This window comes from Peribacillus sp. NPDC076916, from assembly GCF_050269675.1.
In the GTDB taxonomy this organism is placed as follows: Bacteria; Bacillota; Bacilli; order Bacillales; family DSM-1321; genus Peribacillus; species Peribacillus aracenensis.
On sequence record NZ_JBNNIU010000001.1, the window covers coordinates 488,662 to 501,141 of the forward strand.

At 40.1% G+C, this 12,480-nt stretch carries 11 protein-coding genes; 4 read left to right on the forward strand and 7 right to left on the reverse strand.

Annotated features, from left to right (window positions below):
• Positions 1 to 51: 51 nt before the first annotated feature.
• Genes ACQKFG_RS02475 through ACQKFG_RS02485 form a run of 3 tightly spaced genes read right to left on the reverse strand, consistent with a single transcriptional unit; the run spans position 52 to position 2,449 of the window.
• Positions 52 to 966 carry an RluA family pseudouridine synthase gene (locus ACQKFG_RS02475; protein ID WP_427555955.1) on the reverse strand — a complete coding sequence of 305 codons (915 nt, stop codon included), beginning with the start codon at positions 964 to 966 and terminating at the stop codon, positions 52 to 54.
• Between the two features lie 17 nt (positions 967 to 983).
• Positions 984 to 1,778, reverse strand: a complete 795-nt coding sequence (locus tag ACQKFG_RS02480) for an NAD kinase (protein ID WP_053534153.1) — start codon at positions 1,776 to 1,778, stop codon at positions 984 to 986.
• Positions 1,779 to 1,828: 50 nt separating this feature from the next.
• Positions 1,829 to 2,449, reverse strand: coding sequence for a GTP pyrophosphokinase (locus ACQKFG_RS02485; RefSeq protein ID WP_034314484.1), 621 nt, complete (start codon positions 2,447 to 2,449; stop codon positions 1,829 to 1,831).
• Positions 2,450 to 2,765: 316 nt separating this feature from the next.
• On the opposite strand from ACQKFG_RS02485, the gene ACQKFG_RS02490 reads away from it, so the two are divergent.
• The 4 genes from ACQKFG_RS02490 to ACQKFG_RS02505 all read left to right on the forward strand — a co-directional run bounded on the left by ACQKFG_RS02490 (position 2,766) and on the right by ACQKFG_RS02505 (position 5,554).
• On the forward strand, positions 2,766 to 3,344 hold the full coding sequence (locus ACQKFG_RS02490) for a CYTH domain-containing protein (protein WP_349728967.1): 579 nt from the start codon (positions 2,766 to 2,768) through the stop codon (positions 3,342 to 3,344).
• 22 nt (positions 3,345 to 3,366) lie between these two features.
• The gene (locus tag ACQKFG_RS02495; RefSeq protein ID WP_349728968.1) at positions 3,367 to 4,035 is read left to right on the forward strand and encodes a lytic transglycosylase domain-containing protein; all 669 of its coding nucleotides are present in this window, start codon (positions 3,367 to 3,369) and stop codon (positions 4,033 to 4,035) included.
• A gap of 224 nt (positions 4,036 to 4,259) precedes the next feature.
• Complete coding sequence (locus tag ACQKFG_RS02500) at positions 4,260 to 4,664, forward strand: globin (protein WP_349728969.1); 405 nt, start codon at positions 4,260 to 4,262, stop codon at positions 4,662 to 4,664.
• Positions 4,661 to 5,554, forward strand: coding sequence for a ClpXP adapter SpxH family protein (locus ACQKFG_RS02505; RefSeq protein ID WP_370662520.1), 894 nt, complete (start codon positions 4,661 to 4,663; stop codon positions 5,552 to 5,554). The genes ACQKFG_RS02500 and ACQKFG_RS02505 overlap by 4 nt, the downstream gene beginning before the upstream one ends.
• A gap of 920 nt (positions 5,555 to 6,474) precedes the next feature.
• Here ACQKFG_RS02505 and pepF read toward each other — a convergent pair.
• From pepF to mecA, 4 genes are all read right to left on the reverse strand, one after another.
• On the reverse strand, positions 6,475 to 8,292 hold the full coding sequence (gene pepF, locus ACQKFG_RS02510) for an oligoendopeptidase F (RefSeq protein ID WP_192203716.1): 1,818 nt from the start codon (positions 8,290 to 8,292) through the stop codon (positions 6,475 to 6,477).
• 192 nt (positions 8,293 to 8,484) lie between these two features.
• The gene (locus ACQKFG_RS02515; protein WP_427555962.1) at positions 8,485 to 9,693 is read right to left on the reverse strand and encodes a competence protein CoiA; all 1,209 of its coding nucleotides are present in this window, start codon (positions 9,691 to 9,693) and stop codon (positions 8,485 to 8,487) included.
• 94 nt (positions 9,694 to 9,787) lie between these two features.
• Positions 9,788 to 11,296, reverse strand: a complete 1,509-nt coding sequence (cls, locus tag ACQKFG_RS02520; RefSeq protein ID WP_427555965.1) for a cardiolipin synthase — start codon at positions 11,294 to 11,296, stop codon at positions 9,788 to 9,790.
• 114 nt (positions 11,297 to 11,410) lie between these two features.
• Positions 11,411 to 12,079, reverse strand: coding sequence for an adaptor protein MecA (gene mecA, locus ACQKFG_RS02525; protein ID WP_192203713.1), 669 nt, complete (start codon positions 12,077 to 12,079; stop codon positions 11,411 to 11,413).
• Positions 12,080 to 12,480: the final 401 nt, after the last annotated feature.

A 12,480-nucleotide genomic window follows, 5' to 3' on the forward strand; every position in this document is an offset into this window, starting at 1 on the left:
TTTTTTTTGCGTCTATGAAGTGGTTTCGTTTAATGCAACCCGGATATAAAGTCAGGAATCCCATCCTTTACTTCCCTCGAGCAAGCGGGTCATATCTTCTGGTAACTCTTCTTGAAATAACATCATCTTCTTCGTGAAAGGATGTAAAAATTTCAATTCAAAACAATGAAGGGCTTGGCGAGGGATACCTCTCCTGTTCCCTCCATATAAATCATCACCAGCCAGCGGGTGACCAATATGCGCCATATGGACCCTGATTTGATGTGTACGCCCTGTCCCGAGTTCCAAATTAAGGAATGTGTGGGACCCTGTATATGCCAATACCTTAAATAGAGTACAGGCATACCGGCCATCCTCCCTGACTTCCCGTTCAATGATGCTGGTCGATTTTCGTCCGATTGGCGCCACGATCTCTCCTACAGGTCCTTCAACGATTCCTTCAGCTACGGCTTGGTATCTCCGTTTAACCTGTCCTGATTTTTGCTGCTCACTTAAAAGGTGATGGATATGCCGGTGCTTGGCAATTAAAACCAAACCTGATGTATCCCGGTCAAGACGTGTAACTATATGAATCGTCGCCTGTATTCCCGTCTTCCTATAATAACCCGCCAAGCCATTCGCCAAACTGCCGTTGGGATGCTCGCGGGAAGGAATGGTATTCATGGAAGGGGGCTTGGCCACCACCAATACAAACTCATCTTCATATCTGACATTCAGGGGGATGGGTTCCGGCAAAAGGCCTTCGCTTGCCTGCTCCGGCGGAAATATGACGGTGACGATGTCGCCCGTTTCAATCCGTTCCCTTACGGTTACTTCTTCGCCGTTCAACTGGATATATCCACCTTTAAACTTAATATCCGTTAATGCTCGTTTTGAAATATCGCATTTGCGGAGAAACTCTCGCAATAAAGAGCCAGAGTCCTCTTCGAAAACCGACCAGGTCAAAGAAAAGTTTTGATTTGACATGAGGTGAATCTATCTCCTTAATTAGCAATAAATGAATCATGCACTCTTTTCCAGAAAGGAAAAGGGCGGAATCTGGCAAATCGGATCTTTTCATCTGCCACTCGGCACTGTATTGACTTTACATTTTCCTGAAGCAAGGACAAATGGTCGACCGTAATTTGAAAATTGACCGCATTGACCGGCCTGAACATACACGTATGATGTGCCGGCAGCAGAAGCGGAGATCCTACGGTCCTAAACACCCGGTTATTAATAGATGCCAATTCGGTAATCTGGATGGCATCGATAGATGGATGGACGATGGCCCCGCCAAGCGCCTTATTATATGCCGTGCTTCCAGATGGCGTCGCAATGCATAAACCATCTCCACGGAACGTCTCGAAATGCTGGCCGCGTATTTCAACGTCCATGACGAGCGTCCCTTCCACACTTTTGACCGTCGATTCATTCAAAGCCAAAAATCTTGCTTCCCGTCCTCCATGCTGATAACGGACAATCGTTTCGAGCAGTGGATATTCCACTATTTGAAATGGGGTTTTCGCTAAAGCTATCACCAATTTTTCAATTTCATCAGGGGTCCAATCTGCATAAAAACCAAGATGTCCTGTATGTACACCGACAAAGGCAGTTTTATCCAATCGATTCTTATAACGGTGAAAAGCATATAATAAAGTGCCATCACCACCGACAGAAATGACAATATCCGGCTGATCTTCGTCATATTCCAAATGAAAGTCCTGAAGATACGTACGCATCCTTTGCATTAAAGTATTCGATTTCGCATCTCCTTTTGACGTTATCGCAAATTTCATGTAATACCACCTCACAAATTAGATTTCTTCTCGTTTACCCATTTATGCGTTCAAGAATCTTTCTTCCTGGAAAAAAGACGCTGTGCTTCCTGGATTTCCGTACGGATTTGCGACATCTCTGCATCAAGCAGGAAGGCCGCTTCCGCTGCACGTTTGAGTCGCAATTGAATATCTTCCGGGAAAATGCCTTTATATTTATAATTTAAAGAATGTTCGATCGTCGCCCAAAAATTCATCGCAAGAGTCCTGATTTGTATTTCGGCAAGGATATTTTTTTCGCCATGGATCGTCTGGACCGGATAGCGGATTACAACATGATAAGAACGATAGCCGCTTGCTTTTTTATGGGAAATATAATTCCTCTCCTCAACTATCTCGAAGTCATTGCGACCTCGTAATAGTTCAACTACCTGTTCGATATCATCCACGAACTGGCACATCATGCGAAGCCCTGCAATATCCTGGATTTCAGTTCCCAATTTATCAATGGGAATATCCTTCAGGCTCGCCTTATCCAAAATGCTGACAATCGGCTTTACCCTTCCTGTTACAAATTCGATCGGCGAGTGAATATTCTCTCTCTCAAACTGTTTCCTTAATCCCTTTAGCTTAACCTTTAATTCTTCGACAGCCTGAGTATAAGGCGCCAAGAAATCGTCCCAACTCTCCATTGCCACACCACCTATATCTATCTAAAAAGCGCCTGTTCAACTCTGGTATGGGCAGAACGCTCTCCTAAATCCAGCAGTCACATGACTTTATGTCAATTCACCGCTGGATCCTATTTCTTTTTCTAGCAAAAAGTATGTATTAAATTCCTATATATACGATAATCCATTTTTCGTGCTCAACGTTTATATTTTATCATATCCTGCAATTGATTCCTAAATATTCAAGTACAATAGCAAAAAATTATTGAATTCAATTTGACAGCTGGAATGGTTCTTATATGATTAACCTAAGAATCAGCCAGAAAGGATGGAGCACATGAACCAGCATATTGAAATTGAATTTAAAAACCTTTTAAGCGAAAAAGAATTTCGTCAACTGATCGAATACTTTCATCTTGGGGCATCGAACTTTAAAACCCAGAAAAATCATTACTTCGATACACTTGGATTCACTTTGAAAAACCTAGATTCCGCGCTTAGGATCCGGGAGAAAAACGGGCGTTACGAGCTGACTTTAAAACAGCCCGCAACAGAGGGACTATTGGAAACGAATCAAGATATTCCTGAAGGAACCGCATATGCATTTCTGAATCATAACACATTCCCTGAGGGCGAGATCCAACATCTAATCCTCGAATGCGGAATTGATCCAAAAGATATTACCTGCTTTGGGACACTAAAGACAGACCGCCTTGAATTTCCTTACAAAGAGGGTTTACTTGTTTTAGATCATAGTTCGTATTTGAATCAGGAAGACTTTGAGCTTGAATATGAAGTGACGGATGCAAAAGCAGGGGAAAAAAACTTCCTGAATCTCCTTGAAACCCTTCAAATTCCGGTAAGGGAAACCGAAAATAAGGTTAAGAGGTTTTATCGCGCCAAATTCCAGGAATAATCCTGTTTGAACCCATTCGGAGGTGGAGAGTTTGAAAATCCAAGATTTCAAAACGTTTATGGAATTGCAGGCAATCCAGCAATTCACAAATAGCAGCATCACAAGCAAAAGTTCATCTCGATCCGTTTTCCAGGACATGCTCTCGGAACTGGTTTCGGGTGATGCTCTTGAAAGCTCTTCGCAGAAATTGGGTTCCTTATTATCCAATGTTGAAGCTGAAACGAAATCATTTCTTCAACCCAGCAGCCTAACGTCCCTGAACATCAACCCGATATCCGCTGCCAATGCTAACAAACAGAGCAGCAGCGAAACCGCAAAAAACTATGATCATATCATCAGCCAGGCAGCCAGTTTATATAATCTCCCGGAAAAACTGATTAAGTCTGTCATTAAACAAGAATCGAACTTCAACCCTGAAGCCACCAGTTATGCGGGTGCCGCTGGCCTTATGCAGTTAATGCCAGCAACTGCAAGAAGCCTTGGGGTGGATGATGCAACCGATCCAGAACAAAACATCATGGGCGGGAGTAAATATTTAAGTCAAATGATGGAACGATATGACGGGGACATACAGGTTGCCCTTGCTGCTTATAATGCAGGGCCAGGAAATGTCGATAAATATAACGGCATCCCGCCCTTTAAAGAAACTCAGAATTATGTTCAAAAAGTTTATGGCACATTTTTAAGTTAAAACAAGCTGACCCTGTTTATTTGTGACGGGTCAGTTTTTTTATGTCTATATATGCTTCCCCAGAACAAATGGGAAAGCCCCTCCAAAAGTGTAATTTCCGATCATTCCCCTGTGTCATACTACAGATGTAAAATTTTCTTTAAGCTATATATTTGTTATATCAGTACGTCATTGATAAAATATGAATAAATATCAACCATCTTTCTTTAAAAGGAGTAATCAACATGATGCAAGGGAACCCTACACCATATGAATTAATTGGAGAAGGGCAATTACACAAATTAATTGATGTGTTTTACTCCAACGTTAGTCAGCACCCGGATCTGCAGCCAATATTCCCTGGCGATTTAACTGAAACGGTCCGTAAGCAAAAACAATTTATGACTCAATATTTAGGCGGTCCCTCTTTATATACCGAAGAGCATGGCCATCCTATGTTGCGGGCTCGACATATACCTTTTGAAATTACGCCAGAACGTGCGAAAGCATGGCTCTCATGCATGTATCAAGCTATGGACGAAGTTGGCCTTGAGGGTGAGATTAGAGAGTTTTTCTATCACCGCCTCTATTTGACGGCACAGCATATGATCAATACATCCGGAACTGACGGGAAAGGAGAAGACAGTTGAGCGCACAAAAACCAGTTTTCAATATTTCCGATTGGATCAAGACGCAGCATTGCTATGATATAGGAAAAAAGCCAATTGAAATTTATGTTTTTGTTGATCCGCTTTGTCCCGAATGCTGGGGCTTAGAACCAATTATTAGGAAATTACAGATAGAATATGGCCAATTGTTCAGCTTACGCCATGTTTTAAGCGGTAAAATCGATTCTCTTAATATGGGGAAAAATAAAAATTATGAAAACATTGCTCAGGTTTGGGAAAAGACAGCCAGCCGCTCGGGAATGTCCTGCGACGGGAGCCTTTGGTCTGAAAACCCAATCTCTTCTCCATATACAGCTTCCATCGCAATAAAAGCAGCGGAATTGCAGGGGCGTAAATTAGCCATTCGCTTTTTAAGGCAGCTTCAAGAATATGTATTCATAGGGAAAAAGGATATATCCAATATCGAAGTCTTGACCGAATGTGCCAAAATGGTTGGTCTGGATGTAGAGGAATTCCTTTATGACATCAATTCTTCCAGTGCAGCCAAAGGCTTTCAATGTGACATGAAAATCACTAACGAAATGGAAGTGACGGAAATACCTTCCCTTGTCTTTTTCAATCAAAATATTGAAGAAGAGGGAATAAAAGTTTCAGGTGTCTATTCTTACGAGGTATATGTTCAAATTTTAGAAGATATGCTCAATGGTCTGCCAGCCCCTGCAAAACCCCCCTCTCTCGAAGAATTTTTAAGCTGTTTCAATCTAGTGGCCACAAAGGAAATTGAAACTGTTTATAATATGAATAAGAGTAACGTCGAGTTGGAAATGAAAAAGCTTGTTTTAAAACAGTTGGCAGAAAAGATTCCTGCTAAATACGGAACGTTTTGGAGATATACAAAGAAGCAGTCATGAATTTGACTGCTTTTTTGTTTAAAACCACGCAAATCAAAAGATTGCATGGTTTTTTTTATAAGAAAATAAGGGGATGGGAGAAATTTTTCACGATCAAACAAAGGGGTATAAGTTTGTTTGTGATTCGCTTCACAATAAACAATATAACAGATAACTCAGTTATGTTTCAACTGTTTGTGTAACATTTCACAATTTGTTCACAATATATAAATTTCATTTTATAATCATTGTTTCTTATATATAGCTAAATAAGAGCCCCTTTAAGTTTAAAGCCATAAGTGTTTTTGATATCTGATAAGCAAGGGAATGAATTTAATTGTGAAATAAATCACAAAAATATTAAATCATTTGTTTTTATTTCCTAATCTTTCGTACAACTTTTGTTACAACCGGCGTCATTTTGTACTTTTACTTTTCTGCAAATGAAAAACCCCGGCAAATCACGAAATTTGCTGGGGTTTTTCATTTATTTATGCGAATAAGGGGATAGGAGAAATTTCACGACGAACAAACAAAGGGGTATATGTTTGGGATGTGATAACTTCTATATCTGTACTATAGCAGATTATGCACCTTAAAAGCAAGAACTTTGTGCGTAGCTTCACATTATTGTCATATTTTTAGAATACTGCTTATTTTAAAACATACTATCTAATAAAGCGCAGATGAGCTTTTACTGCGGCCTGTTGGAGGTGACCAAATTGAAAGGCTTTATTCTACTCATACTCTTGATAGGGTCGCTATTTGTCCAGCTGCTCGGTATCATGAACCTCATTCCTCTGTATTTTACCTCCCCTATTCTATTTTTTGTTTTCTTCATAATTCTTCATAGCTTAAATCAGAGAAATCGATTTAAAGGATTATGACGGACATGCATATAAGTTGAAAAGGACCCGAGGTGCTCGGGTCCTTTTCACATCTTATTTATTCAAAAGCTCTTCCAACTCATTTAATTTTTCTTCGAATACATTCATGGCTTCTTGTACAGGTTCAGCTTTTGTCATATCGACGCCAGCCTTTTTGAGCACTTCAATCGGATAATCGGAACTTCCTGACTTCAAGAACTCCAGATACCTTTTGACGGCAGGCTCTCCTTCTTCAAGTATTTGCTTGCTCAATGCTGTTGCTGCACTGATTCCTGTTGCATATTGATAAACGTAGTAATTATAGTAGAAATGTGGAATACGCGCCCATTCCAAACCGATTTCGTCATCAATGGTCACGTTCTCTCCAAAGTATTTCTTGTTCAGCTCATAATATTCCTTAGTAAGCATATCCGCTGTCAACGCTTCCCCATTTTGAGCTTTTAAATGAATCGTATGTTCAAACTCTGCAAACATCGTTTGCCGGAACAGTGTGCCGCGGAAACCTTCCAGGTAATGATTCAATAAATAGATGCGTTTCTTTTCATCTTCGATTGAATTCAGTAAATAATCGTTCAACAGGTTTTCATTACAGGTCGATGCAACTTCCGCTACAAATATGGAATAATTCCCATATGGATATGGCTGATATTTACGTGTATAGTAGCTATGGACCGAATGTCCAAACTCATGAACGAGCGTGAATAAGTTATTGACGTTATTTTGCCAGTTCATTAAAATATAAGGATTCGTCCCATATGTACCAGAAGAATAGGCACCGCTTCGTTTCCCTTTGTTTTCATGCACATCGACCCAACGATTTTCAAATCCCTCTTTCAAAACGTTCAAATAGTCCTCCCCAAGCGGAGCAAGACCTTTAAGGACATAATCTTTGGCCTCATCATATGTCACTTCCATCTTCACTTCTTTAACAAGAGGGGTGAATAGATCATACATATGAAGTTCGTCTAATTGCAGTACTTTTTTACGTAAATCAAGATAACGGTGCAGTAATGGCAAGTTGTCATTGACCGTTTTAACGAGATTATCGTATACGGTCTCCGGAATGTTATTATTACTTAACGCCGCTTGGCGTGCTGAATCATATTTTCGAACTGTGGCATTGAAGTTGTGGTTTTTCACTTCACCTGACAGGGTTGAAGCAAATGTATTACGGAACTCTCCATACTTGCTGTATACCCCTTTAAATGCCTCCTCACGTACACGGCGATCTTCACTCTCAAGAAAACTGATATACCTTCCGTGAGTGATTTCCACTTCATTTCCCTCTTCATCCTTAATGGTCGGGAATTTCAAATCGGCATTGTTTAGCATACCGAAAGTGTTGCCCGATGCATCAAGTACTTCTGATGCTTGCGCCAATAATTCTTCCTGCTCAGCAGATAAGATATGGGGCCTCTGAAGATTGATTTCCTCTAAAGAATGTTTGTATAATTTCAGATCTTCTTTTTCTTCCAAAAACCCTTCCACTTTGTTTTCATCAATACTCAATAGTTCAGGAACCATATATGAAAACGCAGCAGCTGCCTGGGCGTATAAAGCTTTTGCCCTATCCTCCATCCCTTGATAAAAAGGATTGGTTGTATCTTGATCATTGCGCATATGTGAATAAGAATAAACTTTCCCTAGCTTCTCGAATACCTCATCTTGGAGTTGAAGGGCCGCAAATAATTTTTCTGCGCTTTCTCCCAACGTCCCTTTATGTGCTTCCGCCTTCTTGAGGTCTTCTTTTACCGCTTTGAAGGCTGCTTCCCAATCTTCCTCGGTTGCGAAGATATCTTCCAGTCTCCAAGTATCTTCAGGAGCTATTTCACTTCTTGAAGGTAATGTATTTGCTTTTGTTTCCTGTGCCATAAAAAAATTCCTCCCCATTCTATAGAAACTTGCCATTGGGCTAAATCGTTAAACCGGATCGAACGCTGCCATACTTCATTCAGCGTTCATTCTTTCTTAAAGTTTTCTTAATTCCCAGTTCTTATTACTATTTCTCCATTAACAAAAATAATCCTGCCCATTCATCTGAATTCAAGATAAATAGAGATGTTATCACTGATTATACTGGATATTCCCCTTTTCCATCATCAATTTATGCTTATCATAGAAATTTTTTTCCAAAATTTGAGCTTGATCACTGGTAAAGGGAGGGGTAATTTCCTTTTCAACTTTAAAAACCCCTTCATTCAGTTTTGATAAATAACCAAATTTCATCAAAAGCATGATATATTGACCTACAGGATACTCGATGGGTTTTTCATGAAGCAAAGGCAACGGTCTGAACTTTATTCCACCTTTTTTTGAACGCTTTCTAAAATTATGGATAATATCAGCCATAGAAATCTTTTCCCCTGTTCTTTTCTCATGAAACACATCCATGTATAACCATGCCTGCCATTCGATCGAGGCAGTTTCGATCAACAGCATCCCTCTGACCGGAACGCCCACTTCAATTGGAAGTGTCGCAGGTGAAATATGATGTAAATATAGCCCTTCGAAAAAAGGATCGCATCTCCGTGCTGTTTTCACTCGATGGAGGGACCAGCGATTTCGTTTATATCTCCATGCGGGCAGAAAAGGGAATCTAAAGCAGTTTTGGGGCAATGCACGACTTGGGGGAAGGAACCTTAATGAAGCTGTTGTCAATTCGGCAAAGACGGTTCTGGGGGTAAAAGGAGTGAGGTTCTTCAATACTGATAAATGATCCGTTTCCGGGCAATACATCCAAAGAAAAGGGTGATGGAAGCTGCCGGTGACGAAGAGCCAGTGGAAGCGGGATAAACTGAATTCATACAAGCTTTTCCTTTTTAAGCGTTTTGCAGCAAGGATCCAAATTGGCTTGATGCCTATGCTTTGATAGGCTTTTGTCCTTTCAATGAATTCAACCTCGGGGATAACTGAGCATTGAAATTCTATTGCATAGCGATTACCTCCTATCACAACCAACATATCAGCCCTTTTCTTAATTTCGGGAAGGTAGGCTTCTAAAACCACTTGATAACCATGTGATAAGAACCACTGAAATAATTTTCTTTTTCCCAATAAATGATAGGCGGATTCCGGTTCTGAAGAAGCGCGGCATGACGAACTATTTTTATGGGCGAAATGCGGGATCCTGACTTTTCCCGCTTTGATGGTCATTTCCATCTTACAGCATGGACAGTAATAATCTGCTGACTTTCTCCATTCATCAATCACGTTTGCCGGTATCTTTTCAGGAAGGGTAACCCATGTCCCATCTTTCTTTATCGCAGTTAGCATACATCTCCTCCTCATCCACTACATTCGCCTGCTTTGCTTAGGATTCCTTTTAATCCGCAAAAAAAAAATGCCTTATCGGCATAAGCGAAAGTATCTAAAGAAGGGGTGAAAGCAATCGGCAAGTGGACTCCAAAACCTTCAAACCGAAATTCCGTTTGGAAAACGCACCAATCTCCACTTCTTGGGATACCTTTATATCTTCCAAAAAATCATTCACCAGTTGCTGAGTACTTTCCGTCCGGTAGAGAAAAGCATTGACTTCGAAATTCAGGTGAAAGCTCCTCATATCCATATTGGTTGTCCCAATTGATGCCAGTTGATCATCCACGATGATGATTTTACTATGCATGAAGCCTTCATTATATTGGAATATACGAGCTCCGGAAGCAAGCAATTCGGGAAAATAAGTTCTCGAAGCATGAAATACGATACGTTTATCGGGGTTCTTCGGGACGAGCAGCCTGACATCCAAGCCACTTAAAGCGGCCACCTTCAATGCTTGTAAGATATCGTCATCAGGAACGAAATACGGGGAAGCTATCCAGACGGACTTTTCTGCTGAAGTGATCATTTTAAAGAAAATGCTTTTTATGATTGTCCACTCACTATCAGGCCCGCCGCCAATCAATTGAATTCCGCCATGTCCGTGATGGTTCGGCAGTCCGGCCATGAGATATTCATCACTTAAAAAACTATTATTGGTGCTATAATACCAATCCTGGAGAAATATGAGCTGTAAAGTCCTGACAGCTTCCCCCTTTATGATAAGGTGCGTATCCCGCCAAGAACCGAATTTCCGATCTTGTCCCAAATATTCATCCCCAATATTGAGACCGCCGATGAAACCGACAGAACCATCTATCACAATTATTTTACGATGGTTACGAAAGTTGAATTTATTATTTAATAAAGGGAGATGCAGCGGACCAAAGGCCACCATTTCAGCTCCTGCATTCTTCAGTTCATCGATATAAGAACGTGCTAACTTCCAAGAACCAACCGCATCATATAGAAATCGGACCACTACCCCCTCTTTTGCTTTTTGTATCAAGATGTCTTTTAACAGTCTGCCAATGCGGTCATCCCTAACAATATAATATTCTAAATGAATATGATGTCTGGCTTTTTTTAATTCTTCGATGATATTGGAAAATGTTTCATCACCATTCCTTAGAACCCGGGTTTCAGTCTGAAATGAAATAGGGCTATTCCCCAGCCTATTTGCAAGAGTGATTAACTGCTGAGGGTTCTCGCCCATTTCCTTAATTCGTTCATTATAATCCGCTTCGCCGCTTATTTTCACGAAACTCTGTTTGTCCAAAAAGTACTTCTTGCGAAATATCCTCTCTTTCCGAAAATTACGGCCAAACAAAAAGTAAAAAATGAAACCGATGAATGGGAAAGCGCAAAAAATAACAAGCCATGTTATGGTCTGGATGGGATCTCGGTTTTCCATGAAAATGTTGAATCCAATTATCACCAAGAAAAGGGTCAATATAAGACTAGAATAAAAAATCAGCCCGCCATCGACGCCATTTATTAGAAAATGCCATGTACTGACCAACAAGAGAATAAGCAGACCGACGCCAACTATATTCTTCACCTAGACTACCTCCAATTAACAAACACAGGCATATTTATAAAACCTCCATGCTAAGGCAAAAACATTTATTCTTGGACGAAAAGGCCGATTTCTACTGAAATCGGCCTCAACAGTCTATGCGAAATATTTATCGACCGTTGTGAATACATCATTTTCGATAACTATCTTCCCGTACTCTTCAAGCATGTGCACCGTTATAGGTGACTCCTGACTATATTCCAATAAAAGACTTAAAACATTATCGATTTCTTCCTCATCAATCTCCGCCTCGGAAAATTCGATATAAAGATAATATTTATTCTGATAAACATAAAGTTTTGTCGTCCATTCATCCAAGCCATGACGCTTGCTTAATGAAATGACATCTTCAAAATCCTCGAAAGTCGTGATGAATTCAATCATACCATCTTCGAATGTCATACCGCTTTCTTCATCTTTACCATGAAAATGTTGATCAAGAAGCGTATCCATCTTGTCTGATACATTCAAATCCCTTAACTTATCATCTGAAAGAGGCAGCTCGAGTTTCTGACCATCTTTGGCAAGCTGGGCTTTTGTGACCAAAACTTCCAAGCCTTTTTCAAGGGCTTGAACTTGAATCCATAAGGGTCCTTCAATCATGAATTCTTCTTCTTGATGCACTTCATCCATCATTTCCCAAAAAAGCTCCTCACTTCGCTCGCGGCTGTACCAAATTTCTTCGCGATCAAAGCCTCTTTCCTCAATATCTATATAGGAAATATAAAATTTTACTGTATCGTCATTAATGCGTTCGATTTCCATGATTCCCCTCTCCCTTCCTTTCTCATTTTGAAGGGATAATAACCCCCAAGCGAAAATTGCTCTTAAAAGCTCTTTACCCGTAAGTGAATACTGTAAATCATGATAGTCATTAAAACGGACTATTTTACATCATTTTATGACAAAACCTTGAAGAAGGGAAATAAAAAACATTACTTATCTAAAAAACAATTGTTTGCCTAATATTCCATTCATTCTATAAAATAATTCATCCTGATGCAACTATCATAATGCTTTATTCAATTTTGATCTTACTGCCATTAATGCCTTATTATATACACAGCATGATGAGCTGCATTCTTAATTTTTTCTTTAAATGATGTCCGGTTCAAGGGACCTGCTGCAAATCCAAAACGTCTGCTGCCGCCTAAGGATTCTTTTAT

What these genes read in the sequence shown, in the direction of transcription:
- ACQKFG_RS02485 (WP_034314484.1), bottom strand. Translation starts at nt 2,449, where the DNA reads ATGGAGAGTTGGGACGATTTCTTGGCGCCTTATACTCAGGCTGTCGAA.
- mecA (WP_192203713.1), bottom strand. Translation starts at nt 12,079, where the DNA reads ATGGAAATCGAACGCATTAATGACGATACAGTAAAATTTTATATTTCC.
- ACQKFG_RS02480 (WP_053534153.1), bottom strand. Translation starts at nt 1,778, where the DNA reads ATGAAATTTGCGATAACGTCAAAAGGAGATGCGAAATCGAATACTTTA.
- ACQKFG_RS02490 (WP_349728967.1), top strand. Translation starts at nt 2,766, where the DNA reads ATGAACCAGCATATTGAAATTGAATTTAAAAACCTTTTAAGCGAAAAA.
- pepF (WP_192203716.1), bottom strand. Translation starts at nt 8,292, where the DNA reads ATGGCACAGGAAACAAAAGCAAATACATTACCTTCAAGAAGTGAAATA.
- ACQKFG_RS02500 (WP_349728969.1), top strand. Translation starts at nt 4,260, where the DNA reads ATGATGCAAGGGAACCCTACACCATATGAATTAATTGGAGAAGGGCAA.
- ACQKFG_RS02475 (WP_427555955.1), bottom strand. Translation starts at nt 966, where the DNA reads ATGTCAAATCAAAACTTTTCTTTGACCTGGTCGGTTTTCGAAGAGGAC.
- ACQKFG_RS02515 (WP_427555962.1), bottom strand. Translation starts at nt 9,693, where the DNA reads ATGCTAACTGCGATAAAGAAAGATGGGACATGGGTTACCCTTCCTGAA.